This window comes from Corynebacterium sanguinis, assembly GCF_007641235.1.
GTDB classification, from domain to species: Bacteria; Actinomycetota; Actinomycetes; order Mycobacteriales; family Mycobacteriaceae; genus Corynebacterium; species Corynebacterium sanguinis.
Genome location: NZ_CP038157.1, coordinates 1,518,081 through 1,542,487 on the forward strand (window position 1 = coordinate 1,518,081; position 24,407 = coordinate 1,542,487).

The window sequence follows — 24,407 nt, forward strand, 5'->3', positions numbered from 1 at the left end:
TGCGGTTGGTGGCATAAGCCACACCTAGGCCTCTGTACTGGGAAAACAATGGCCTCCCCGGTGTGAAAACCGGGGAGGCCAAGGTGACGCGGGGTTGAGCTTAGAGCCCCAGATCGTCTTCGAACGCGGCGGTTTCGATGCGGTCGCGGATCGTGGTGACGAAGCGTCCGGCGTCGGCGCCGTCGACAAGCTGGTGGTCGTAGGTGAACGGCAGGTAGGTCATCTGACGGATCGCGATAGCGTCCACGCCGTTGTCGGTGACAACAACCGGGCGCTTCTCAATCGCGGCGGTGCCCAAGATTCCGGCCTGCGGCGGGGTGAGGATCGGCGTGTCTAGCATCGCGCCGGACGAGCCGATGTTGGTCACCGTAAACGTTGCACCGGAGAGGTCATCCGGGCGCAGCTTCTTGTTGCGCGCGCGCTCAGCCAGATCGGCGATGCCCTTGGCGATGTCGGCCAGGTTCATCTTCTCGACGTTCTTCAGCACCGGCACGAGCAGCCCCTGCGGGGTGTCCACGGCGATACCGATGTTGACGTCCGCGTGGTAGGTGATCTCCTTGGCCTCGGCGTTGTAGGACGCGTTGACGTTGGGGTGGGAGACCAGGGCCTCGGCGGCAGCTTTGACGAAGAACGCCAGGTAGGTGATATTGACGCCGTACTTCTCCACGAACTTCGGCTTCACCTTCTTGCGCAGGGCAGCGACAGCGGTGACGTCGACTTCCTGGACGTGGGTGAGCTGCGCGGTGGTCTGCAGCGACTCGACCATCTTCGTCGCCGTGATCTGGCGGATACGCGAGACCTTCTGCGTGGTGCCAATGAGCTCCTGCTTGGAGGAGTCGACACCAGCGGTGGACCAGTTCGAGCGCGGGTCCTTGGAAGCCGGCGCCTTATCGGCGGCCGCCTCGCTGGAGGAGTCGCTCGAGGCGCCGCTCGCGGCCTCAGCGGCGGCGAGGACGTCCTGCTTGCGGATGCGCCCGCCCACGCCGGTGCCCTCGATCGAGTTCAGGTCGATGCCGTGCTTGTCGGCGAGCTTGCGCACCAGCGGGGTGACATACGGAACCTTGTCGCCGCGGTTGTCCAGCTTCGTCGACGCGGCAGACGCGTTGGTGGCCTCCTCGTCGGCGCTGTCCTTCTTGGCGTCCTGCTCAGAGCGCTCGTTGGCGGCGGAACCAGCAGCGGCCTTGTCGTCCTGCTTGGGCTCTTCCTTCTCATCTTCCTCGGCAGGCTCCTCAGCCGCAGCCTCGGACTCTGGGGTGTCCTCGCTGGAGTCGCCCGCGGCGGCTTCCGCGTCGCCGATAATGGCGATTGTCTCGCCGACCTCGACGGTGTCGTCCTCCTTGGCGAGGATCTCCAGGATGGTGCCCTCGACAGGGGAGGGAATCTCGGTGTCAACCTTGTCGGTGGAAACCTCGAGCAGCGGCTCGTCGACCTCGACGATGTCACCGACCTGCTTCAGCCAAGTGGTGATGGTGCCCTCAGTGACGGACTCGCCGAGCTCGGGCATCTCGACCTTGGTGGACTCGCCGGAGCCCTTCAGGTTGGTTGCGGAGGAGTTCTTCTCGTCCTTCTTCGGCGCGTCCTCCGGGTTGGTGCCCTCACCTGCGGCGGAGTTGTCCTCGGTGACCTCTTCGTCGGCGTCTGCGACGTTGTCCTCACCGCGGTTGGTCTGCTCGGGCTCGTCGGATGCTGCGGAGGCACCGGCATCTGCGTCGCCGACGCGGGCGATGACGGCGCCGACCTCGACGGTGTCGTCTTCCTCAGCGAGGATCTCAACGAGTGTGCCCGAAACCGGCGAGGGGATCTCGGTGTCAACCTTGTCGGTGGAGACCTCGAGCAGTGGCTCGTCGACCTCGACGATGTCGCCGACCTGCTTCAGCCAGGTGGTGATGGTGCCCTCGGTGACGGACTCGCCCAGCTCCGGCATCTCGACGTCGGTGGCGGAACCGGATGCGGGCTTGTCGGCCTTCTTGGCCGGAGCCTGCTCTTCCTTTTCTTCCTCCTGGGCAGGAGCCTCGGACTCGTCAGAATCGTCGGCGGAATCGCCAGACGGCGCCTCGCCCTCTTCACCAATTATTGCGATGGTCTCGCCGACCTCGACGGTGTCGTCTTCCTGCGCCTTGATCTCAAGGATCACACCTGCGACGGGTGACGGGATTTCGGTGTCGACCTTGTCCGTGGAGACCTCGAGCAGCGGCTCGTCGACGTCAACGGTGTCGCCGACCTCCTTCAGCCACGTGGTGATTGTGCCTTCGGTTACCGATTCGCCCAGCTCGGGCATCTCTACTGAGTGCGCCATGGTTTCTGTCTCCTCGCAGGTAATTTACGACGTCATCTTCAAGGCTTTAGAGTACCCGTTTCCCGGGTGTGCTGTTGGTCACGGGGGGTCGTATGATGAGTTGCGTGTTCAACCTATTCGGCAAGCGGAAATCCTCCTCGCCGCTCAAGCCCCCGCGCGCTCCCGGGGAGACGATCCGCCCGGACGACGCGCAGTACCTGCGCCAGTGGGTCGCGGGTCGCGCCTACGTCGAGGGTTTCGTAGAGCCGGAGACCGTGGTCAACGAAATGTCCGTCGTGCTTGTCGACGAAGCCGGCAACTTCACCCGCCGCCGCATCGGCGGCCCGAAAGGCATCGACGCCGTAGCCAAGCTTCTGGGCATCACGCTTTACGACGTCGAGGAGACGGGCTACCCGGAGCGCATGCGCAAGAAGATGGAGCAGGAGCGCATCCTGCGCCGGCGCGCCGAGCAAAGGCAACGCCGCGCGAAGTTCGAGCGCGGCGAAGACCCTTTCAGCTAACTACTTGCCAGCCAGCTCGCTCAGCGCCTCCACGATGGTGCGCACCGGCGTGCCCGTGGCGCGCTTCGGCGTGTAGCCGTGCACACTCCCGGTGTTCCAGGACGGCCCGGCGATGTCCATGTGCACCCACTGCGTGTCATCGTGGATGAATCGGGACAGGTAGAGCCCAGCGTAGAGCATGCCGCCGTTGCGGGAATTGTGCACGTTGCGCATATCGGCGATCGGGGAGCGCAGCTCCCCCTCCTGCTCCACTAGCAGCGGCATGGCCCAGGCGTTCTCGCCGACTTCGCGGCCGATCTCGGCGACGCGGTCGCGGAATTCGTCGCTGCCCATGACCGCGGTGGTGCGGGTGCCCAGCGCCACCATTTGCGCGCCGGTCAGCGTGGCGACCTCGATAAGGTAGTCGGGGGCATCTTCGGAAGCGCGGGCGAGGGCGTCGGCAAGCACGAGGCGCCCCTCGGCATCGGTGTTGAGAACCTCGCTGGTCAGCCCACCGTAGTGGGTGATCACGTCACCGGGGCGCGTGGCGCTGCCCGAGGGCATGTTCTCCGCCAGCGGCAGCCATGCTTCGATGCGCGCGTTGACGCCGAGGCGCGCGGCGGCGGCGATGGAGGCCAGCTGAGCGGCCGAGCCGCCCATGTCGGAAATCATGTCCTCCATCTGCGGCGCGGGCTTCAGCGAAATCCCGCCAGTATCGAACGTGATGCCCTTGCCCACCAGAGCAATCGCGCGTGACGACGCCCCCTCGGTGCCGTCCCACACCAGATGAACGAGCCGCGGCGGGCGCGCGGAGCCCTGGCCCACGGCGACGATGCCGCCGAACCCGTTGGCCGCGAGGTACTCCTCGTCGTAGACCTCCACGTCAAGCCCGCACTGGCCGGCGACTTCCTCCATGATGCGCGCGTAGGTCTCCGGGTAGAGGAAGTTGCCGGGGGTGTTGACCAAGTCGCGGGCGAGCAGCGCGGATTCGGCGATGATGAGGGCGCGGTCGAACTCCGCGCGGGACTCGGCGGAGTCGCTACCGACGACGGTGATGCGCGTCGGCGCGGTCTCCTCCTCCGGCTGGGCCTTCAGCCCCGTGTAGCTGTAGCCGCCGAGTAGGAGCCCCTCGACGATGGGGCGGATGCCCAGCTCGGTGGTGATCGTGGCGCGCTCGACGCCGGTGAGGTTGCGTGCGAGAGCGCCGGCGGCGCGGCGCACGGCGTCTTCGTCGATCTCATCGGAGTCGCCGAGGCCGAAGGACAGCGTCAGGTGGTCGTCGATAAGCAAGCGGCTCACTTCGCCCTGCTTGCCTCGCGCGCCGACGGCCTCGAGGCTCTCCAGCAGTCCCTGGGCGGCGAGCGCCGTGACCGGCAGCTCCAGACCGTCGCTAGTGGATACGGGCACGAGCGCAACACCCGGATCAGCCGGAACCTCCGTGGCGAATTCCAGCTCAACGGTGGTGCCGCGTGCCGGCAGCGAAACCTCGAACGTCATTTACAACCAATCCTTTCTTCCTGGGGAAATCGGAAAGTTTATTTCTAATCAACCGTACCGTGTCAAAGGAGTAGAGTATGTTCGCATGACCACCCTGAACTCCACTGAATTCACTGTCACGAACAACCCCAACCCAACTCCGGACGCCGAGCGCGCCGAGGTTTTGCGGGAGCCGAAGTTCGGGCAGGTATTCACCGACCACATGGTCTCCATTGATTGGAGCAGGGAACGCGGTTGGCACGATCCGCAGGTCCGCCGCTACGGGCCGATCTCGCTCGACCCCGCGGCGAGCGTGCTGCACTACGGCCAGGCGATCTTCGAGGGCTTGAAGGCGTATCGTAACCGCGGCGGTGGGATCACTACGTTCCGCCCCGAGCAGAACGCCGCGCGCATGCGCTCGTCCGCGCGCCGACTCGCCATGCCGGAGCTTCCCGACGAGCTGTTTCTGGAGTCGCTGCGTCAGCTCGTCACCATCGACGAAGCGTGGGTCCCCGAAGCCGGCGGGGAATCGTCTCTGTACCTGCGCCCGTTCATGATCGCTAACGAGGCATCCCTTGGTGTCAAGCCGTCCTCGTCCTACACCTTCTACGTCATTGCCTCGCCGGTTGGCGCGTACTTCCGCGGCGGCGTGAAGCCGGTGTCGGTGTGGATCTCCGAGGACTACGTGCGCGCCGCGCCGGGCGGCACCGGCGACGCGAAGTTCGCCGGCAACTACGCCGCGTCCCTGCTCGCGCAGGCCCAGGCGGAGCAGAAGGGCTGCGACCAGGTCGTGTGGCTCGACGCCATCGAGCGCTCCTACATCGAAGAGATGGGCGGCATGAACCTGATGTTCGTCTACGGGTCCGAGGACTCTGCCGAGGGCGTCACCATCGTCACCCCGTCGCTGTCTGGCTCGCTGTTGCCGGGTATCACCCGCGACTCCATCCTGCAGGTGGCAAAGGACCTCGGCTACGGCACCGAGGAGCGTCGCATCACTGTCGATCAGTGGCGCGACGGTGTCGCCTCCGGCGAGATCACCGAGACGCTGGCTTGCGGCACCGCGGCCGTGATCACGCCTGTGGGCAAGGTGTTGTCCAACTCCGGCGAGTTCACCATCGGCGGCAACGAGGCGGGCGATGTGAGCATGAAGCTGCGCAAGCAGCTGCGCGCCATCCAGGAAGGCGAGGTCGAGGACACCCACGGGTGGAACCATGTGCTCGTCGAGGCGCCCGCCACCGCGTAGCTGCCTTAGCCCTCCTGGCCGCCGAGCTCCTCACCAGCGAGCTCGGCGGCCGCGTTGATAACGGGCAGGGCGAGCATCGCGCCGGCGGCCTGGCCGGTGGACATGTCGAGCGCCAGCACCGGGGTGAGCTCGAGCGCCTGGACGCATACCGCGTGGCAGGGCTCTGGGCTGAGCTGCCCGGCGATCAGCCACCGCTTGGTGCCCGGGGCGAGTTTTTCTGCGACGAAGGCGGCGACGGCGACGTACGCGCCGTCGATAAGCACGGGCGTGCGGCGAACCGCGGCCTGGGCGATCAACGCGACGAGCGTGACGAAGTCCGGCCCCGATATTGAGCGCAGCACCGCGGGGACGTCGTCGCGGAACCCGCGGACGCGGAACATGGCGTCGCGCACGGCGACGACCTTGACCTTCCACACCTCGTCGTTGATGCCGCTGCCGCGCCCGATTGCCACAGCGGGCTCCGTGCGGGTGAGTGCGCCGAACACCGCCGCGGCGACCGTGGTGTTACCCACGCCGAGGTCGCCGGGGATGATCAGGTCCGTGCCGGCGTCGACCTCGTTGTCGGCGATCTGGGTGCCTAAGGCCAGCGCCTGGTTGAAGACGTCCTGGCTTATCGCGTCCTCGACGTCGATGGAGCCGTGCGGGGCGTCGGCGAAGTCGTCGACAAGCCGCAGCGTGCAGTTGGCCATGCGCGCCGCGGTGTTGGCGGGGCCGCCGCCGGTGCGGATCTCCTCGACCTGTACGGCCGTTGCCTCCGGCAGCAGCGCCGAAATGCCGCGCTGCGCCACGGCGTGGTTACCCGCGACTATGATCGCGCGCGCCCGGTCGAACGGTTCCGGGGTAGCAGACGAGGTCACGGACGCGACCCAGGCGGCGATCTCTCCCAGGCGGCCTAGGGAACGCCCCCGCACGGAGACGGAAAGGCCTTCGAGCACGCGGGCCGCTGCGGCCTCGTCGGGTACATCCACCGCGGCGAACACTACTGAACCTTCGATCCGGCTGCGACCTGCGGCTTCGGCGTGCGCCACTTGCGCGGCTGGGTGGCGCGAGAGAAGGCGTACATGCCTAGCGGGAAGCCGGTTTCATCCGTGTCGGGGAACTTGGCGCGCACGGCCTTGTTCGCGGATCGGCCGATGATGAAGCCCTCGGCGATAATCGTCAGCATAAACGCCATGGAGATAAACGTAATGATGTTGGCCACCTGCGGGCTGGCAAACGACACCAGGAACGTTAGTACCAGGATCACCAGCGCGATGGGCATGACCCAGTTGTTGATGAAGTAGCGCGAATCGATCCAATCGCGCACGTAGCGGCGCACCTCGCCCTTATCGCGGTCCATCAGGTAGCGCTCGTCGCCCTGGTCCATCCGGGCCTGCATCTCGCGGTTGGAGGCGCGGCGCTCATCGCGCTGCTTCTTCTTGTAGGCCTTCCACTCCTCTTTGGACATGGACTTGCGCAGTTCCTTGTTGCGCTGGTTCTGCTGCGCGGGCGTCAGCGCGTTGGGGTCGCGCACGACACCGCGCTTGACCTCCTGCTCAATGCGCTTCGGGGTCGGGCGGCCCTTCGGCGGGGTGTAGCCCTTGGGGAGCTTCTTTTCCTCCCGCGTTGTGGCGGCGTCGACAGGCTCGCTTGGGCCTGCAGTGGACTGCGGCAGCTCAATTTTGGTGGAGCCGGCAGCCGCCTTGGTGTTCTCGGTTTTCTGCCACGGAAGTTTCACGCCCTTAAGGCTACAAGGCCTCGCTGACGTTACGGGAATATGGCTTGCCGCGTTGGCGTTGTACCCCAAGAAGCGGGCAGTAGGTAGGCTGGCTCGCAAGATCTTTCACAGTTTGTCAAGGAGCATCACATGACTGCACCCACCTCCACCACCGGCGTCACGCTGACCGACGCTGCCGCGGCTAAGGCCAAGGCCCTCCTCGACCAGGAAGGACGCAACGACCTCGCGCTGCGCATTGCCGTTCAGCCGGGCGGCTGCGCTGGCCTGCGCTACCAGCTGTACTTCGACGACCGCGATCTCGACGGCGACAAGGCCGACGAGATCGGCGGCGTCCGTCTCGTCGTAGACAAGATGAGCGTGCCCTACCTGATGGGCGCGACCATTGACTTCGCCGACACCATCGAGCAGCAGGGCTTCACCATCGACAACCCCAACGCTGGCGGGTCCTGCGCCTGCGGCGACTCGTTCAACTAAGTCGTGCTCGCTTCTCGACGCCCCCAGCAACGCTCGGGGCGTCTTTTCGCGTGGGCTGGTGTGACAAGTTTTACATCGGGCCGTTGCGTGTCCTGGGGAAAAGACAAACGTTGCAGGCGGGAGGGAACTTCTGGCACTCGGTTTTTTGGGGGCGGGGGCGTTTGAGGCTGGGGGTTGTGGGTTGTTGGGGGCCGCTGAGGTCTAGCTGCTATACCTCAGCGGGTTTGGTGCCACATGCGTCACACGTGAACTGGGGTTTTTCGGAGCGCGCTGCGTTGAGGTCTAGTAGCTATACCTCAGCGATGAAGACGCCAGCACAGCACTCACCTACAACGTGACCGGGTAGTCCTTGTGCTCGATGTCCGGGTCGATGCGGTGCTCGATGAAGATGCCGTGCCAGACCATGAACGCCAGCACCGTCCACAGACGCCGGGAGTGGTCGGCTACCCCGTCGCGGTGCTCCTTGAGCATCTCCAAGACCTCGGCCTTATTGAGGATGTCGTCGGTCGCGGACTCGCGGATGGTGTCCTGGGCCCAGCCGAAGAGCTCGTCGCCGGCGAGCCAGTGGCGCATCGGCACCGGGAAGCCAAGCTTCTTGCGGTGCAGCACGTGTGCCGGAACAATCTGCTCCATCGCCTTGCGCAGCGCGTACTTGGTCGTGCCGTGGGCAATCTTCTGGTCGAACGGGATCGTCTGGGCGACCTTGAACACTTCCTTGTCCAAAAACGGCACGCGCAGCTCCAGCGAGTTCGCCATGTTCATCTTGTCGGCCTTGACTAGGATGTCGCCGCGCATCCAGGTGAACAGGTCGAGGTTCTGCATGCGCGCCACCGGGTCCATCTCGCGGGAGGCAGCGTAGATCGGCGCGGTGACCTCGCGGTGATCCCACTCACGCTTGGCCCACGGCAGAACGCGCTGGAGCTGCTCGAAGTTAAACGACCGCGCGTTGCCGTAGTAGCGCTCCTCCATAGGGGTGGTGCCGCGCTCGAGCAGGCTCTTTCCCTTCATGCCGTCCGGCAGGACGCGGCTGAGCCGGTTGAGCCCGCGCGCAAGAGGAGTGGGCAGCTTCTCAAACGGCGCGAGCGACAGCGGCTCCTTGTAAATGGTGTAGCCGCCGAACAGCTCGTCGGCGCCCTCGCCGGAGAGCACGACCTTGACGTGCTTGCGCGCCTCTTGCGCCACGAAGTACAGCGGCACGAGCGAGGGGTCGGCCACCGGGTCGTCGAGGTACCACATGATCTTCGGGATCGCCGCGGCGTACTCCTCGGGGGAGACGATCTTCACGATGTGCTCGACGCCGATCGCCGCAGCGGATTCAGCGGCGACGTCGACCTCGGAGTAGCCCTCCCGCTCGAACCCGGTCGTGAACGTCAACAGGTTCGGGTTGTGCCGCTTGGCCAGCGCGGCGATCGCCGTGGAGTCGATCCCGCCCGAGAGGAAGGAGCCCACGGTCACGTCAGCTCGCATGTGCTTTTCGACGCTGTCCTCCAACGCGCGGGCGATGGCGTCGTAAAGCGATTGCTCACTGCCCTTGGCCACGGGCGACGCCTTGAACTCGGGGGTGAAGTAGCGCTTGGCGTCGACAGTGCCGCCCGGGCGAATGGTGACGGTGCTGCCGGATTCGACGCGGCGGATCTGCGCGTGCAGGCTCTCCGGCTCCGGCACGTACTGCAGGTCGGTGTAGTGGACGATCGCGCGGCGGTCCAGCTCCAGCCCCAGGCCCAGCTCATTGGCCATCTCGAGGATGGACTTCTTCTCGGAGGCGAACACGGTGCCCTTGTCGGTGGAGGCGAAGTACAGCGGCTTGATGCCGAACTGGTCGCGCGCGGCGAACATCGTGCGCGTCTCGGTGTCCCAGATGACAAAGCCGAACATGCCGCGCAGGTGGTTGACCACGTCGGCGCCCCAGCGGTGGAAGCCAACCACGATCGGCTCGCCGTCGCCCTCGGTGTTGAAGGTGTAGCCCTCGGCCGCGAGCTCGTCTCGCAGCTCGAGGTAGTTGTAGATCTCACCGTTAAACACGAGCGCGTAGCGGCCTGGGTTTTCGGCGGGGCCCCAGCGCAACGGCTGGTCGGAGTGTTCAATGTCGATGATCGCCAGTCGGTTGAAACCGAACACCGCGTCGTCGTCGTTCCACGTACCTGCGGCATCCGGACCGCGGTGGTACATGCAGGGCAAAGCCCTTTCCACTGCCCCTACGAAGTGAGATGCGTCATTGTTCGCGGCGAGAAAACCGACGAGACCGCACATGCGTCAATGCCTCCTATATATAAGGTCGCGCCGCTTGAGCGACGCCATCGTCCCAAGAATAGAGTTTCCCCGCCGCGCAGTGTGAACCGACCTGGCCGGTGATGGCGGCAATCGTGGTTCATCCTTTGGCGCGTCCCCGGACGGGGGCCAACTTTAGGTTGATTGTTCCCCGCGGTTTTGTGAATTGGACTACACCGGCGGTCTTGCGTGGCAGGAAGCGCGCTAAATCACGGGTCCCACCAGCGCAAAGATGGTGCGGACCTCCTTCCGACATTCTGGGCCGCCCCCGAAAGTTGTGGGCTTGCCTGTGTTTTCTTAAAGAAAAGGCACGATGATCTATTCTGATTGCGTAGGAATGCTCAGCCGTATCTATAGGGCTATCTAGTCATGGGCGTTCAATTGTTGAAGTGTGGACAGGAAGGCAGACACACGTGGAAAAGGAAAAGAACCGCAGCTTGGCCAAAAAGGTCGCAGTCGCGGGCTCGCTCCTGCTCGGCAGCTTCGCTCTGGCTGGTTGCGAGGTAGCTCCGCCGGCAGCGCTGGCCAACGTGCTCGACATGGGCTGGCCCGACCCGATCACCCCCGAGGGTGTCCAGATGTACAACTTCTGGGTGTGGGTCTGGGTTGCCGCCTGGACCATCGGCATCATCATGTGGGTGCTGTTCCTCGTCGCCATCTTCAAGTGGAACGCCAAGGCGCAGGCGAAGAAGACTGACGACGAGTTCCCGAAGCAGCTGCAGTACAACGTGCCGCTCGAGCTCGGCCTGACGATCCTCCCGATCATCATCGTCTTCGTTCTGTTCTTCTTCACCGTTCAGGCGCAGACCAAGGCAGTCGCCCTGGATAAGGACCCCGAGGTGACCGTCGACGTCACCGCATTCCAGTGGAACTGGAAGTTCGGCTACTCCCAGATTGGCGCGGACCTTTCCCCGACGGGCCAGCTCTACAACGGTGTCGACGAGGCCCGCCAAGCACAGGCTGAGGATACGAAGTTCGACGCAGAGGACTTGCCGAACGCCAACCCGATCCACGGCACCTCCACGGGCGACATGTCCTACCTCAACTACAACGTCATTGAGACCACCGGCACGACCGACGAGGTCCCGGTGCTCGTGCTACCGACCGAAACCCCGATCGAGTTCCGCCTCGCCTCCGGCGACGTGAGCCACGCATTCTGGGTTCCGGAGTTCCTGTTCAAGCGCGACGTCTACGCTCACCCGGAGTCGAACCAGCAGCAGCGTTCGTTCCAGATTGAGCGCATCGACCGCGAAGGAGCCTTCGTTGGCCGCTGTGCCGAGATGTGCGGTACCTACCACGCCATGATGAACTTCGAGGTTCGCGCCGTGTCGCCGGAGGACTTCCGCGCATACATCCAGTTCCGCAACGACAACCCGGACGCATCTAACGCCCAGGCACTTGAGTCGATCGGGCAGGATCCGTACGCGACGACCACCCGCCCGTTCAACTCTGACCGCACCGGTACCCGCGACGGCCAGAATTACACCGACCCTAACCAGAACGTCTAAGAAAGCGAAGATCAATGGGACCTGGATCCAAAGTTTTCTACGCAATGGGCACCTTCCTTGCCCTGATTGCCCTCTTCTACATCCTGGCTACCACCTGGGTCGGCGATGACGCGTACCTGTTCGGAATCGAGTGGGTCGGCAGCGTGGGCCTCGTGCTCGCCACCGCTCTCTCCTTCATGCTCGCCGTCTACCTCGACTTCACTGAGCGCCGCATGGACATCGTCCCGGAGGATTGGGAGGAAGCCGAGATCGAGGACGGCGCCGGCGTGCTCGGCTTCTTCTCGCCCAACTCCATCTGGCCGTTCGCGATGGCGGCCGCGATCTTCTTCCTTGGCCTCGGCATTGCCTTCTGGCAGCTGTGGCTCGTCGCCATCGGTGCGGTGCTGTTGATTTGGACCACCACGCAGCTCAACCTGCAGTACGGAATCCCGCGCGAGAAGCACTAACTAGCCTCGCCGCACACACCCCCCCAAACCGAAAGGTGAGGGGGGTTTTGCATTGCGGCGACCGAGGCCACTAGACCCAAGGGGTCAACCGAAAGTTGGGGGAGCGCGCGGCGCACGGTGGTCAAGATGTGAGAACTGTCACTAGCCGGGGAGGGTGGGCCCACCTGGAGGGGGGAAAGCGCGAGAAATGTCGGGGCGGTTAGTGGGGGCGCCGATAAGCAACGTGCGCGCCTAAGGGGATGACCTGCAGTAATCCGAGTCGGATAGACGGGTGTGAAAGTTCCCGCCTTGCACAAGAAATTTTCCTTAGCACAAGTCGCGTGAAAATAAGGGCAGGTTGGAGCCTTTCTGTCAGTTGCTTTTCGGGGGTATACGAGGTGACTTTCAGGCGAAAAAGGGCGATAATCACATGCGTGACGACCGCAATTACTAACCAAGAGATGGCGACACCGCCGAATCGTGTCCCCGTGCTGAACCGGCCGAACATGGTCAGCGTGGGAACGATCGCGTTCCTCGCCCAAGAGTTGATGTTCTTCGCTGGGTTGTTCGCGATGTACTTCACGTCGCGCGCAAACGGCATGACCGCCGGGGACTGGGAGAACCAGACTGAGCACCTGAACGTGATGTTCGGCCTGATCATCACCATCGTTCTCGTGCTGTCCTCCGTGACCTCTCAGATGGGCGTGTTCGCCGCAGAGCGGGGTGATGTCTACGGGCTGCGCAGGTGGTTTGGCATCACCATCGCTCTCGGCGTCGTGTTCCTCGGTCTCGTCGCTTTCGAGTGGTATGAGATGGTCAGCCACGGCGTGACCCCGCAGGCTTCCGTGTACGGCTCGGTGTTCTACATCATCACCGGCTTCCACATGGCCCACGTGACGGCCGGCATCATCGCCTTCATTGTGGTGATGATGCGAGTTGCCAAGTCGAAGTTCACACCGGCTCAGGCCACCGCCGCGATGGCGACGTCCTACTACTGGCACTTCGTCGACGTCATCTGGATTGGCGTCTTTGTCACCCTGTACCTCGTTCAGTAATGCGCCTTGCCCGCGGACCTCGCGGGAAGACGCCACGTATAAGACTCACAGTCGCTTAAGGGAACACGATGGATAACACCCCAAAGAAGACGCGGAGCCGCCGCAAGACGCGGCGCACTGTCGCGGGCGCTGCAGCTTTAACGCTCGGGCTCACCGGTGCTGGCTTCTTGGCCACCGCTCTGACCCCCAACGCCCAGGTGGCGACGGCTCAGCGCGATGACCAGGCGCTGATCCAGGAGGGCAAAGACCTCTACGACGTCGCCTGCATCACCTGCCACGGCGCTAACCTCCAAGGCGTTCAGGACCGCGGTCCGTCCCTGATCGGCACCGGAGAGGGCGCTGTCTACTTCCAGGTCAACTCTGGACGTATGCCCATGATGTCGAACGACGCCCAGGCGGAGCGCAAGCGCCCGCGCTACAGCGAGTCGCAGGCACTCGCCATGGCCGCCTACGTCGCGGCCAACGGCGGTGGCCCGGAGCTCGTCAGAAACCCAGACGGCACCATTGCGATGGATGAGCTGCGCGGCAGGAACTTCGACGGCCAGATTCAGGCCGAGGACGTCGCCCGCGGTGGCGAGCTCTTCCGCCTTAACTGCGCGTCCTGCCATAACTTCACCGGCCGCGGCGGCGCGCTGTCGTCGGGTAAGTACGCGCCTGCACTGGACCCGGCGAACGAGCAGGAGATCTACCAGGCGATGCTGACCGGACCGCAGAACATGCCGAAGTTCTCCGACCGCCAGCTGACGGCGGACGAGAAGAAGGACATCATCGCCTTCATTAAGTCCACCAAGGAGACCCCGTCCCCGGGTGGCTGGGGCCTGGGCGGCCTCGGCCCGGTGTCTGAGGGTATGGCTATGTGGATCATCGGCGTCACTCTTGTCGCCGCTGCTGCTATGTGGATTGGATCGCGCTCATGAGCAATGAAGTGAAGAAGAATTACACTGACGCGGAACTCGACCGCATGAACAACGCCGAGCTCGCCGCTTTGGGAACTGAGCTTGACGACGTCACCGTTGCCTACCGCAAGGAGCGCTTCCCGGTCGAGGGCGATCCGCGCGAGAAGGCCGCTGCAACCGGTATCAACGTGTGGCTGGCCATCTCGATCGTGATGGGCATCGCGTTCCTCGGCGTCTACCTGTTCTGGCCGTGGGAGCCGAAGTTCCACGGCGACGAGGGCTTGTGGATGTACACCCTCTACACCCCGCTGCTCGGCCTGACGTCGATGCTCGGCCTGGGGGCTCTCGGCATCGCGATCATCCAATACGTCAAAAAGTTCGTGCCGGAGGAGATCTCGGTGCAGCGCCGTCACGATGGCCGCTCCAGCGAGCTCGACCGCCGCACGACCACCGCATTGCTTAACGACGCCTGGGAGACGTCGACCCTCGGTCGTCGTAAAGTGATGATGGGCCTCCTCGGCGGCGCTGGCCTGATGGCCGGCCTGGTCATCATCGCCCCGCTGGGTGGCCTGATCAAAAACCCGTGGCGTCCGCGCCACGAACTCAACTACCACGGCGATGGCACCCTGTGGACCCACGGCTGGACCAATTTCGAGGAGGGCGTGAAAATCTACCTCGGTCGCGACACTGGTGCGATTGCCGAGCTGCACGAGGGCCAGGCTGGCAAGCACTACACCACGGCTGGTGTCTCGCGCCTCGTGCGCATGCGACCGGAGGATCTGGCTGCCGCGTCGATGGAGACGGTCTTCCCGCTCTACGAGGAAGACGTCAACGACGGCGCTACCTACAACCCGGAGCGCGATGTGTACGAAAACCACATGCACTCCATCCACGGTCCGCGTAACGCGGTCATGTTGATCCGCCTTCGCTCCGAGGACGCCAACCGCGTCGTCGAGCGCGAGGGTCAGGAGACGTTCCACTACGGCGACTACTACGCCTACTCCAAGATCTGCACGCACATTGGTTGCCCGACGTCTCTGTACGAGGCTCAAACCAACCGCATCCTGTGCCCGTGCCACCAGTCGCAGTTTGATGCGCTGCACTACGGCAAGCCGATCTTCGGCCCGGCCGCGCGTGCCCTGCCGCAGCTTCCTGTGACAGTTGACGAAGAAGGTTACCTCGTTGCCAGCGGAAACTTCATTGAGCCCGTTGGCCCGGCATTCTGGGAGCGTAAGTCCTAATGAGCACTAAACTCGCACAAGCCGCGGACAATATTGATTCGCGCTACACAGTCTCTGGTTTCCTACGACCCCAGCTGAACAAGGTCTTCCCGACCCACTGGTCGTTCATGCTCGGCGAGATGGCGCTGTACAGCTTCATCATCCTGCTGCTGACCGGTATCTACCTGGCCCTGTTCTTCGACCCGTCGATTACCAAGGTCATCTACGACGGCGGCTACCTGCCGCTCAATGGTGTCGAGATGTCGCGCGCCTACGCCACTGCTCTGGACATCTCGTTCGAGGTGCGCGGCGGCCTCTTCGTCCGCCAGATGCACCACTGGGCCGCCCTGATGTTCATGATGTCCATGTTCGCGCACATGCTGCGCATCTTCTTCACCGGTGCGTTCCGACGCCCGCGTGAAGCGAACTGGATCATCGGCGTCACCCTGATCCTCGTCGGCATGATCGAGGGCTTCATGGGCTACTCCCTGCCGGACGACCTGCTCTCCGGCGTGGGCCTGCGCATCATGTCCGCCATCATCGTGGGCATCCCGATCATCGGTACCTGGATGCACTGGGCGATCTTCGGCGGCGACTTCCCGTCGGACCTCATGCTGAACCGCTTCTACATCCTCCACGTTCTGATCCTGCCGGGCCTGATCCTCGCGCTCGTCGCGGCTCACCTGCTGCTCGTGTGGTTCCAGAAGCACACTCAGTTCCCTGGCCCGGGCCGCACGGAGAACAACGTCGTGGGCATCCGCATCATGCCGGTGTTCGCCGTCAAGGCCATCGGGTTCATGTTCGTTGTTTTCGCCGTGCTCTCCGGCATGGCGGGTCTGACCACCATCAACGCGATCTGGAACCTGGGCCCCTACAACCCCTCGCAGGTTTCCGCTGGCTCCCAGCCTGACGTCTACATGCTGTGGACGGACGGCGCGGCGCGTGTCATGCCGGCGTGGGAGCTCTACTTGGGCAACTACACCATCCCGGGTGCGTTCTGGGTGGCGCTGATGTGTGGCATCCTGGTGGCACTCCTCTTCGCCTACCCGTTCATCGAGCAGGCTGTGACCGGCGACCGCGCCCACCACAACCTCCTGCAGCGCCCGCGCGACGTTCCGGTGCGTACCGGGATCGGCGTCATGGCTGTAACCTTCTTCCTGCTGCTGACCATCTCCGGTGGTAACGACCACGTTGCGCACTTCTTCGAGATCTCGCTGAACGCGATGACGTGGTTCGGTCGTATCGGCCTGATCGTGTTGCCGCCGCTGGTGTACTTCATCACCTACCGCATCTGTGTCGGTCTGCAGCGCTCCGACCGTGAGGTGCTGGAGCACGGTATCGAGACAGGCATCATCAAGAGGCTGCCGAACGGTGCCTTCGTCGAGATCCACCAGCCGCTCGGCCCGGTCGACGAGCATGGTCACCCGGTGCCGCTCGAGTACGCAGGCGCCCGCGTGCCGAAGCAGATGAACCAGCTCGGCTACGCAGACTCCGAGACGATCGGTACGTTCTCCCCCGCAGAGCTCGATGTCACCGAGCGTGTCCGCGATGCGGCGGAGAGCAACCATCACGACGAGATCGAGACGCTGCGCGCTCTGGAGGAAACGAAGCATCTGTCCGACCGCGACGCGACTCCGCGAGACGACAAGTAGTCGCTTCACCGAGCTCGATAAAAGTACGAAGAATGGACCTTCCGAAGGGGAGGTCCATTATTTGTTACAACCCGATAACAAAGGGGACGTGACGAACGCCACATAAAGGAACTATAGAGAATCCGGGCACGGCGCCGAGCCGGGTTTCCGAGGTGGTTGAGACGGGAGAAGAGCCTGCTAGGGGCAGTAATTTCTACTTTAGTAGAAACGGGCGCGGCTCTGAATTGACCGCACCGGGCCGAGCGATGTCGCGGATCTCGGAAAATAACGGCGTGATAACGGATGTCGCATTGGACAATCCCCGTTGCGGTTTCGTAACCTACTCGAGACTTTGCGGCAACGAACGTTGGATGCAAGTTACGACAACAACAAACATATAACGCCGAATCCTCGGCAACGGCAGCGCACAAGGCGCCTGCGGTTGTAGGGGAGCCGGGGACCCACCACAGGGCCCGCGGGCCTCACCTGGGGTTAATGCGCGCAAGGATCTTCACCCAACTTGTTAGGTAGGAGACGGAGCGGCGCAGGACTTTTCTCAAGTCCAACCCGTCAGCTAACCCGGTAGGCAAGAGAAGATATGGAGTAATTCACGTGGCACAGCACCTTCGCCAGAACTCGTCCGCAGCGCGCAACATTGCTGCCGTTTCCGCCCTCGTTACGGGCGCAACCCTTCTGGCACCCGCCACCGCAGACGCGGCCGAGGTTCGCGTCCCCAACAGCCCCGTCAGCGTCCAGGTCCCGGGTATTGAGAACGTGCCCGGCATCGCGGCCATCCCCGGTATCGAGATGTGGATCCCCTCCCTCGGTGGCCAGGCATCGGGCGGCGACGTTGCCGCTGCGATCGCCGCAGTGAAGGCTGTCCCTGGCGTCACCAACATCCCGGGCTTCTCCGCCTTCCTCGCGGACGCTGAGACCCGCTACGTCTCCGCCCCGGTCGAGACCTCCACGCAGACCGTTGCGGCCGCGGCTGCCGAGGCTCCGGCTGTCATCGCTCCGGCGCCGTCCGCCGGCCAGCAGATCGTCGATATCGCCCGCTCCAAGATCGGCTCCCCGTACGTCTACGGCGCAGCGGGCCCCAACGCTTTCGACTGCTCCGGTTTCACCTCCTGGGTCCACGCCCAGGCTGGCAAGTCCATCCCGCGCACGTCCCAGGCCCAGGCTTCCGGTGGCACCCCCGTCAGCCTGGACAACATCCAGCCGGGCGACGTCGTGGTCTACTATGGTGGCGCCTCCCACGTTGCTATCTACGCGGGCAACGGCACCATCATCGACGCCCTGAACTCCGGTGCTCCGGTTGCAGAGCGCCCGCTAAACATGATGCCGATCCACTCCGTGGTTCGCTTCTAACCCGCTCGCTTCCACCGGCCTCGCGTGATCGCTGCGCGAGGCCGGTTTCGCGTCTTAAAACAATTGCTCCGTAATAGATTGATTCTCGGGAGCGGGGCGCTATAGTGTGTAACAGTTCTATAAAGCTCGGGCCGCGTTGCTGCGTCTCCAGCGCCGCATTCACGCTGGATGTGGCCCATATCCTGCTTAGGGTTTAACAAGGAAGGTTTCGAGGAAGTCACCGTGGGAAAGCACTCTCTTCCTCCGCGCGCTCGCCGAAGCGCCGGAACAATTGCATACACATCTATCTCGCTTGCCACAGCGGGCGCTGCCGTGGCGGGACTCGTTTCTCCCGCGCACGCTGAGGACCTGGACACCCTCATCGCGGAACTGGGCACCGTCTCTGACGAAGCGACCGCAAAGATGGAGGAGATCAAGGCCCTCGAGGTTCAGCTCGACCAGGCGCGCGCGGAGCTCGATGAGAGCGCTCGCGTCGCCGCTGACGCCCAAGCTAGGGCGATGGAGGTGCGCGGTGCCCGCGCGCTGCAGCAGGGCGACGTCAACGCCGTTGCCACCTCGACCTACCGAACGCTGCAGGTCGACAGCGTGGTGAACACCCTGGGTTCCGCGACTCCGCAGGAAGTCATTGACAGGACCACCTACCTCGGATCCATTTCACGCAAGCGCCAGGAGCAGCTTGAAGGCCTGCGCGCCGCGAGCGAAGAAGCCATTCAGGCTGCGCGTGAGGCGGACGTCGCTAAGGCGACGGCGCAGTACAACCGCGTCAAACTTGACGCGCAGAAGGCTCAGCTGGAGAAGGAGCGAGCCGACATCGAGGCCCGCATTAAAGAGGTTGAGGCCCGCGTGGATGCGCTGACGCCCGAGGCGCGCCAGGCATGGATGAACCAGTCCAACCCGGTGCCGGTGGACCTGCTCAACCCGGGCGCGTTCGGCAACGCGATCACGGCCGCGGCGCTCGCGCAGCTGGGCAAGCCCTACGGCTGGGGCGCGTCCGGCCCCGATGCCTTCGACTGCTCCGGGCTGATGGTGTGGGCGTACTCCCAGAACGGCAAGTCGATCCCGCGCACCTCCCAGGCGCAGCTGGCCGGCGGCACCCCGGTGTCCATGTCGGACCTGCAGCCGGGCGACATTATTGGCTACTACCCGGGTGTCACGCACGTGGGCATGTACATCGGCAACGGCCAGGTCGTCCACGCCTCTGACTACGGCATCCCCGTCCAGGTCGTGCCGCTGAACTCGATGCCGGTCCAGGGAGCGGTCCGCTACTAGAATGCCGGTGCTGCTGGTCGCCAATGACTTCCCACCCACTGTCGGTGGGATTCAGTCGTATTTGCGGGACTTTGCTGACGAATTTGTACGCCGCGCCGGCCCCAACGAGCTCATTGTGTTCGCCTCCACTCAGGACGCCGACGCGGCGCGCTGCTGGGATGCGGAGGTGGACTACACCGTGGTGCGCTGGCCGCGCCGCGTCATGCTGCCCACCCCGGCGACGGCCCGCGAGATGCGCCGCCTCATCCGCGCCCACGGTGTGGCGACGGTGTGGTTCGGTGCCGCCGCGCCGCTGGCGCTCATGGGGGCGGCGGCAAAGTCCGCCGGGGCGAAGCGCGTAGTCGCCTCGACCCACGGCCACGAGGTCGGGTGGTCGATGCTGCCGGGCGCGCGGCAAGTGCTCACGGCAATTGGGCGGCGAGCCGACGTGGTCACGTACATCTCCGAGTACGCGCTCGGGCGCTTCCGCAGCGCGGTTGGGTCCTCGCCGAGGTTCGTGGCGTTGCCGTCGGGCGTCGATAAGCAGTTTTTTCGCCCCGCAAGCGAGGCTGAGCGCGCCGCTGTGCGCGCCGAGCTGGGCGTCCGCGGGCCGCTGATCGTCTGCGCGTCGCGGCTGGTGCGCCGCAAGGGCCAAGACACGCTTCTCGATGCCCTCCCCAACGTCCTCTCCGCCCACCCGGGCGCGCGCCTCGTCATCGTCGGCACGGGCCCCTACGAGCGAGCTTTGAAAGAGCGCGCGAAGGGTCTCGGCGATGCCGTGGTGTTTACCGGCGCCGTGGATCGCACGCGCCTGCGCGACATCGTGGCCGCGGCGGATGTGTTTGCCATGCCCGCGCGCACGCGCGGCGCGGGCCTCGACGTCGAGGGGCTCGGCATTGTCTACCTCGAGGCCCAGGCGTGCGCCGTGCCCGTTGTGGTGGGGGATTCGGGCGGGGCGCCGGAGACGGTGACGGATCAGACCGGCATCGTGGTCGACGGCCGGGATGCAAACGCGGTGGCCGCCGCGATCGTCTCACTGCTGGATGACCCCGCGCGCCGCCGCGAGATGGGCCGGCGAGGCCGCGCCCACGTGGAGCGCGCCTTTTCTTGGGAGGCCTTGGGCGATAGGCTCTACAGCCTTCTGTGCCTGGCGGGTTAACATAGTTGGCTATGCTCTCCGAAACCCGAAGCGCGAACGCCGCGCCGTTGACCATCGGCTTCGATATTGGCGGCACGAACACGCGCGCGGGCGTGGTCACGGGCGCCGGGGAAATCATCGACTCGCGCTCGATCGCTACGCCGCACGACGCGGAGGAGCTCACCGCCGCGATCACCCGGCTCGTCGCCGAGGTACGCCGCGACCACGACATCGCGGCGGTCGGCGCGGCGATCGCCGGCTTTTTGGACCCGGCCTGCGAGAAGGTGCGCTTCGCCCCGCACTTGCCGTGGCGTAACGACGCCCCCGTGAAGGCCATCCTTGAAGAGTCCATCGGCCTGCCGGTGCGCCTCGAGCACGATGCGAACTCGGCGGCGTGGGGCGAGTACCGCTTCGGCGCCGCCCGCGACGCTGAGACGTGGGTGTTTTTCGCCGTGGGCACGGGAATCGGCGCGACGCTGATGCACCGCGGCGAGATCTACCGCGGCTCGTTCGGCACCGCGCCCGAGTTCGGACACATCACGGTAGTGCCGGGCGGGCGGGTGTGCTCCTGCGGCAAGCACGGCTGCCTGGAGCGCTACGCCTCGGGCACGGCGCTCGTCGACACGGCCGTCGAGGTGGCGTCGGCAGGCGGCTACAAGGGCTGCGGGCTCTACCGCGCGGTGGTGGACAAGCGCGCCACGGGCCACGATGTGATGCGCGCGGCGCGGCGTGGCGACGCCCTGGGCAAGGCGGCCGTCGATAAGTTCGCCCGCTGGCTGGGCATGGGCCTCTCCATCGTCGCTGACGTCCTGGATCCCGAGCTGATCGTGCTCGGCGGGGGAGTCAGCAGTGACGCGGACCTTTTCTTAGGAACCGCGCGCGAGGCGATGGCGCACGACATGGTGGGGGCGGGGTATCGTCCGCTTCCGCACGTAACGTGCGCCGAACGAGGCCCCGAAGCGGGTATGCTCGGAGTGGCCGATTTGGCCCGCGAACTGGTGTAGGAGGGGAAATGGTCAGCGTCTGGTACATGATTTTCAGGATCTTCATCGGGATCCCGCTGTTGTTCTGGAACCGCCCGAAGATTGAGGGCTCCAACAACATCCCGCGTAAGGGATCAGCGATCCTGGCATCAAACCACCAGGCAGTGATGGATTCCTTCTATCTGCCGCTGATGGTGTGGCGCGAGCTGACCTTCCCCGCGAAGAAGGAGTACTTCACCTCTCCCGGGCTTTCCGGCGCGATCCAGCGCTTCTTTTTCAGCTCGGTGGGTCAGATCCCGGTGGACCGCACGTCCGCGGGTGCCGCAGAGGACCTGCAGCGCGCCGCAAAGGGAGTCTTCGACGAGGGCAGGCTGCTCGGTTTCTACCCGGAGGGCACCCGCTCCCCGGACGGGCGCCTGTACAAGGCGAAGACGGGCATGGCGCGCATCGCCATGACCAACAACGTCGACGTGATCCCCGTGGCGATGTTCGGCACGCGCGACGCCAACCCGATCGGCACCGTGATCCCGCGGCCGAAAAAGGTGAGCATGAAGATTGGCACCCCGATCAACCCGCACGAGTGGGCGCGCGAGAACGGGTTCGACCCGCAGTCGCGCGAGGTGATGCGCCCCTTCTCGGATTACGTGATGGCGCAGATCCAGCAGCTGTCCGGATTTGAGTACGTGGACATGTACGCCGCCGACGTGAAGAAGTCGCTCGAAGAGGGCAACGGCTACCCCGAGGGCGCCGAGCCCAAAGCCAGGTAAATAGGATTGAACCCATGGACCGAGACCTCATCATCCGCATTGCGCTGTGCTGCGTTTTCGTGATTGCGGTGCTGATTGCAACCCAGACCGGGCGCGGCATCAACATTGTTGCACCGCTGTCGGTAGTGGGGGTGGGGCTCGTGATGTTCTGGCCGCGCCGCGGTGCGCACGACGCCCCGCCTGCCGAGCCGGGCGACCGAGCGTGAGCCGGGTGCGCTACTTCTACGACACCGAGTTCATCGAAGACGGCGTGACCATCGAGCTGGTCTCCATCGGAATCGTCGCCGAGGACGGGCGCGAGTACTACGCCGTGTCCACGGAATTTCGCGCCGATCGGGCCAACCGCTGGGTGCGCGACAACGTGTTGGACAAGCTGCCGAGCCCGGGAGGCGAGGAGTGGAAGACGAAGGCGCAGATCCGCCGCGAGGTCGCCGCGTTTCTCACCGCCTCCGACACCCAGCCCGAGCTGTGGGCGTGGGTCGGCGCCTACGACCATGTGGTGCTGGCGCAGCTGTGGGGCGATATGAGCGGGTTGCCGCGCACGCTGCCGCGCTTTACCCGCGAGCTGAAGCAGTATTGGGAGATGGCCGGGCGGCCGAAGCTGCCGAGCCTGCCGAAGGGCAATCACAATGCGCTTGTCGACGCCCGCCACAACGTGGCTAAGTTCAACGCCTGCAGGGAGGTTTTACCCCTCGAGGACAGCGGAGCCATTTCCACGCTGCGGGAGCACCGTTCCACCAGGTGAATTGCACTTGGTGTGACCTGGGGTTTCAAAACTAGCGGCGGCGTGATAGAACTTAAGGGGTGAGTTGGACAATTGACATCCCCAAAGAGGCGCTACCCGATCTTCCCCCCTTGCCGGGAGACTTGAACGAGACGTTTTTGGACGTCATCTCCCGCGATGCCAAGCAGCAGCCGTCGTGGGATGCGGATGAGGCCAGCAACGTGCGCAAGCTCCTCGAGTCGGTCCCGCCCGTGGTGCTCGCGCCCGAGATCGAGACGCTGAAGACTCAGCTTGCCGACGTCGCACTGGGCAAGGCGTTCCTCCTGCAGGGCGGTGACTGCGCCGAGACATTTGAGTCCAACACCGAGCCGCACATCCGCGCTAACGTGCGCACCCTGCTGCAGATGGCGGCGGTGCTGACGTACGGCGCGTCGGTGCCTGTCGTCAAGCTTGGCCGCATCGCTGGCCAGTACGCGAAGCCGCGCTCTTCCGACCTGGACGAAAACGGCCTGCCGAACTACCGCGGCGACATTGTCAACGGCGTGGAGCCCACGCCGGAGGCCCGCCGCCACGACCCGGCCCGCATGGTCCGCGCTTACGCAAACGCCTCCGCCGCGATGAACCTGGTACGCGCGCTGACCTCGTCCGGCACCGCGGATCTCAACCACATCCACGATTGGAACCGCCAGTTCGTGGCGGCGTCGCCGGCAGGCGCGCGCTACGAGGCGCTGGCGCGTGAGATCACCCGCTCGCTCGATTTCATGCGTGCCTGCGGCGTTAACGACGAGCTCCTGCGCACCAGCGAGATCTACGCCTCGCACGAGGCGCTGCTGGTGGACTACGAGCGCGCCATGCTGCGCCTGGCCGAGGACAGCTCGGGTGAGACCAAGCTCTACGATTTGTCCGCGCACCAGCTCTGGATCGGTGAGCGCACCCGCGGCATGGAGGACTTCCACGTCAACTTCGCCGCGATGATCAACAACCCGATCGGGATCAAGCTCGGCCCGAAGGTTACGCCTGAGGAGGCCGTGGCCTACGCCGAGAAGCTGGACCCGAACCGCGAGCCCGGCCGCCTCACCATGGTCATCCGCATGGGCCATGAGAACGTCCGCAACGTGCTGCCCGGGATTGTCAAGGCCGTCGAGGCCTCCGGCCACAAGGTGGTCTGGCAGTCCGACCCGATGCACGGCAACACGTTCACCGCCTCCAATGGGTACAAGACGCGCCACTTCGACAAGATCATCGACGAGGCGCAGGGCTTCTTCGAGGTGCACCGCGAGCTGGGCACCCACCCGGGCGGCATCCACATCGAGCTGACCGGCGAGAACGTCACCGAGTGCCTCGGCGGCGCGCAGGACATTACCGACCTGGACCTGCCGGGTCGCTACGAGTCCGCTTGCGACCCGCGCCTGAACACCGAGCAGGCCCTCGAGCTGGCCTTCCTCGTCGCGGAGATGCTGCGCTACTAAGCGCAGTCTTCGAACATCGTCT

Annotated in this window: 22 protein-coding genes and 1 riboswitch; of the genes, 17 read left to right on the forward strand and 5 right to left on the reverse strand. The window is 64.7% G+C overall.

All coding sequences use genetic code 11. The features are described 5' to 3' along the window. Positions 1–100 precede the first annotated feature (100 nt). Positions 101–2,296, reverse strand: a complete 2,196-nt coding sequence (gene sucB, locus E3227_RS07385) for a 2-oxoglutarate dehydrogenase, E2 component, dihydrolipoamide succinyltransferase (protein ID WP_144318059.1) — start codon at positions 2,294–2,296, stop codon at positions 101–103. 104 nt (positions 2,297–2,400) lie between these two features. On the opposite strand from sucB, the gene E3227_RS07390 reads away from it, so the two are divergent. Continuing rightward, on the forward strand, positions 2,401–2,796 hold the full coding sequence (locus tag E3227_RS07390) for an oxidoreductase (protein WP_136651476.1): 396 nt from the start codon (positions 2,401–2,403) through the stop codon (positions 2,794–2,796). Here the strand turns inward: E3227_RS07390 and E3227_RS07395 are convergent, their stop codons facing one another. After that, positions 2,797–4,272 (reverse strand): leucyl aminopeptidase, encoded by a 1,476-nt coding sequence (locus E3227_RS07395; protein WP_144318060.1) that lies wholly within the window; start codon positions 4,270–4,272, stop codon positions 2,797–2,799. Between the two features lie 85 nt (positions 4,273–4,357). Here E3227_RS07395 and E3227_RS07400 point away from each other — a divergent pair, with 85 nt between their 5' ends. Then, complete coding sequence (locus tag E3227_RS07400) at positions 4,358–5,494, forward strand: branched-chain amino acid aminotransferase (RefSeq protein ID WP_211346219.1); 1,137 nt, start codon at positions 4,358–4,360, stop codon at positions 5,492–5,494. Between the two features lie 5 nt (positions 5,495–5,499). Here E3227_RS07400 and E3227_RS07405 read toward each other — a convergent pair whose 3' ends face one another. After that, a complete protein-coding gene (locus tag E3227_RS07405; protein ID WP_311197364.1) occupies positions 5,500–6,462 on the reverse strand; it encodes a nicotinate-nucleotide--dimethylbenzimidazole phosphoribosyltransferase in 963 nt (320 codons plus the stop codon). Between the two features lie 11 nt (positions 6,463–6,473). After that, positions 6,474–7,211, reverse strand: coding sequence for a DUF3043 domain-containing protein (locus E3227_RS07410; RefSeq protein WP_144318062.1), 738 nt, complete (start codon positions 7,209–7,211; stop codon positions 6,474–6,476). A 129-nt stretch (positions 7,212–7,340) separates the two neighbouring features. Here E3227_RS07410 and E3227_RS07415 point away from each other — a divergent pair, with 129 nt between their 5' ends. Further along, a complete protein-coding gene (locus E3227_RS07415; RefSeq protein WP_136651480.1) occupies positions 7,341–7,685 on the forward strand; it encodes a HesB/IscA family protein in 345 nt (114 codons plus the stop codon). A gap of 327 nt (positions 7,686–8,012) precedes the next feature. Here the strand turns inward: E3227_RS07415 and asnB are convergent, their stop codons facing one another. Next, positions 8,013–9,935 (reverse strand): asparagine synthase (glutamine-hydrolyzing), encoded by a 1,923-nt coding sequence (gene asnB / locus E3227_RS07420; protein ID WP_144318063.1) that lies wholly within the window; start codon positions 9,933–9,935, stop codon positions 8,013–8,015. 431 nt (positions 9,936–10,366) lie between these two features. Between asnB and ctaC the strand changes: the two genes are divergently transcribed. From ctaC to E3227_RS07495, 14 genes are all read left to right on the forward strand, one after another. Beyond that, entirely contained in the window at positions 10,367–11,461 is a 1,095-nt protein-coding gene (gene ctaC / locus E3227_RS07425; protein WP_136651482.1) for an aa3-type cytochrome oxidase subunit II, read from the forward strand. A gap of 14 nt (positions 11,462–11,475) precedes the next feature. Beyond that, positions 11,476–11,907 carry an aa3-type cytochrome oxidase subunit IV gene (gene ctaF, locus E3227_RS07430; RefSeq protein ID WP_136651483.1) on the forward strand — a complete coding sequence of 144 codons (432 nt, stop codon included), beginning with the start codon at positions 11,476–11,478 and terminating at the stop codon, positions 11,905–11,907. A gap of 413 nt (positions 11,908–12,320) precedes the next feature. Further along, positions 12,321–12,941: an aa3-type cytochrome oxidase subunit III gene (gene ctaE / locus E3227_RS07440; RefSeq protein ID WP_186365960.1), complete on the forward strand. Its 621-nt coding sequence runs from the start codon at positions 12,321–12,323 to the stop codon at positions 12,939–12,941. Between the two features lie 68 nt (positions 12,942–13,009). Beyond that, positions 13,010–13,858, forward strand: coding sequence for a cytochrome bc1 complex diheme cytochrome c subunit (gene qcrC, locus E3227_RS07445; RefSeq protein WP_144318064.1), 849 nt, complete (start codon positions 13,010–13,012; stop codon positions 13,856–13,858). Then, positions 13,855–15,078: a cytochrome bc1 complex Rieske iron-sulfur subunit gene (qcrA, locus tag E3227_RS07450; protein WP_144318065.1), complete on the forward strand. Its 1,224-nt coding sequence runs from the start codon at positions 13,855–13,857 to the stop codon at positions 15,076–15,078. The genes qcrC and qcrA overlap by 4 nt, the downstream gene beginning before the upstream one ends. Then, on the forward strand, positions 15,078–16,709 hold the full coding sequence (qcrB, locus tag E3227_RS07455; protein ID WP_144318066.1) for a cytochrome bc1 complex cytochrome b subunit: 1,632 nt from the start codon (positions 15,078–15,080) through the stop codon (positions 16,707–16,709). The genes qcrA and qcrB overlap by 1 nt, the downstream gene beginning before the upstream one ends. Positions 16,710–17,079: 370 nt before the next feature. Then, a riboswitch (cyclic di-AMP (ydaO/yuaA leader) is annotated at positions 17,080–17,288 on the forward strand. Positions 17,289–17,300: 12 nt separating this feature from the next. Further along, positions 17,301–18,056 carry a C40 family peptidase gene (locus E3227_RS07460; protein ID WP_136651488.1) on the forward strand — a complete coding sequence of 252 codons (756 nt, stop codon included), beginning with the start codon at positions 17,301–17,303 and terminating at the stop codon, positions 18,054–18,056. A 222-nt stretch (positions 18,057–18,278) separates the two neighbouring features. Beyond that, positions 18,279–19,325, forward strand: coding sequence for a C40 family peptidase (locus tag E3227_RS07465; protein ID WP_375543037.1), 1,047 nt, complete (start codon positions 18,279–18,281; stop codon positions 19,323–19,325). A gap of 1 nt (position 19,326) precedes the next feature. Beyond that, the gene (locus tag E3227_RS07470; RefSeq protein WP_136651490.1) at positions 19,327–20,463 is read left to right on the forward strand and encodes a glycosyltransferase family 4 protein; all 1,137 of its coding nucleotides are present in this window, start codon (positions 19,327–19,329) and stop codon (positions 20,461–20,463) included. A gap of 11 nt (positions 20,464–20,474) precedes the next feature. Continuing rightward, complete coding sequence (locus E3227_RS07475; protein WP_136651491.1) at positions 20,475–21,446, forward strand: ROK family protein; 972 nt, start codon at positions 20,475–20,477, stop codon at positions 21,444–21,446. A gap of 8 nt (positions 21,447–21,454) precedes the next feature. Then, complete coding sequence (locus E3227_RS07480) at positions 21,455–22,192, forward strand: lysophospholipid acyltransferase family protein (RefSeq protein WP_136651492.1); 738 nt, start codon at positions 21,455–21,457, stop codon at positions 22,190–22,192. Between the two features lie 14 nt (positions 22,193–22,206). Further along, positions 22,207–22,398 (forward strand): hypothetical protein, encoded by a 192-nt coding sequence (locus E3227_RS07485; protein WP_136651493.1) that lies wholly within the window; start codon positions 22,207–22,209, stop codon positions 22,396–22,398. A 5-nt stretch (positions 22,399–22,403) separates the two neighbouring features. Beyond that, the gene (locus E3227_RS07490) at positions 22,404–22,937 is read left to right on the forward strand and encodes a polyadenylate-specific 3'-exoribonuclease AS (protein WP_136651663.1); all 534 of its coding nucleotides are present in this window, start codon (positions 22,404–22,406) and stop codon (positions 22,935–22,937) included. 59 nt (positions 22,938–22,996) lie between these two features. Then, positions 22,997–24,385 carry a class II 3-deoxy-7-phosphoheptulonate synthase gene (locus E3227_RS07495; protein ID WP_136651494.1) on the forward strand — a complete coding sequence of 463 codons (1,389 nt, stop codon included), beginning with the start codon at positions 22,997–22,999 and terminating at the stop codon, positions 24,383–24,385. Positions 24,386–24,407 lie beyond the last annotated feature (22 nt).

Coding starts and splice junctions, on each gene's coding strand:
- sucB (WP_144318059.1), bottom strand. CDS start 2,296: ATGGCGCACTCAGTAGAGATGCCCGAGCTGGGCGAATCGGTAACCGAA.
- E3227_RS07395 (WP_144318060.1), bottom strand. CDS start 4,272: ATGACGTTCGAGGTTTCGCTGCCGGCACGCGGCACCACCGTTGAGCTG.
- E3227_RS07400 (WP_211346219.1), top strand. CDS start 4,358: ATGACCACCCTGAACTCCACTGAATTCACTGTCACGAACAACCCCAAC.
- E3227_RS07415 (WP_136651480.1), top strand. CDS start 7,341: ATGACTGCACCCACCTCCACCACCGGCGTCACGCTGACCGACGCTGCC.
- asnB (WP_144318063.1), bottom strand. CDS start 9,935: ATGTGCGGTCTCGTCGGTTTTCTCGCCGCGAACAATGACGCATCTCAC.
- ctaF (WP_136651483.1), top strand. CDS start 11,476: ATGGGACCTGGATCCAAAGTTTTCTACGCAATGGGCACCTTCCTTGCC.
- qcrC (WP_144318064.1), top strand. CDS start 13,010: ATGGATAACACCCCAAAGAAGACGCGGAGCCGCCGCAAGACGCGGCGC.
- qcrA (WP_144318065.1), top strand. CDS start 13,855: ATGAGCAATGAAGTGAAGAAGAATTACACTGACGCGGAACTCGACCGC.
- qcrB (WP_144318066.1), top strand. CDS start 15,078: ATGAGCACTAAACTCGCACAAGCCGCGGACAATATTGATTCGCGCTAC.
- E3227_RS07470 (WP_136651490.1), top strand. CDS start 19,327: ATGCCGGTGCTGCTGGTCGCCAATGACTTCCCACCCACTGTCGGTGGG.
- E3227_RS07475 (WP_136651491.1), top strand. CDS start 20,475: ATGCTCTCCGAAACCCGAAGCGCGAACGCCGCGCCGTTGACCATCGGC.
- E3227_RS07480 (WP_136651492.1), top strand. CDS start 21,455: ATGGTCAGCGTCTGGTACATGATTTTCAGGATCTTCATCGGGATCCCG.
- E3227_RS07485 (WP_136651493.1), top strand. CDS start 22,207: ATGGACCGAGACCTCATCATCCGCATTGCGCTGTGCTGCGTTTTCGTG.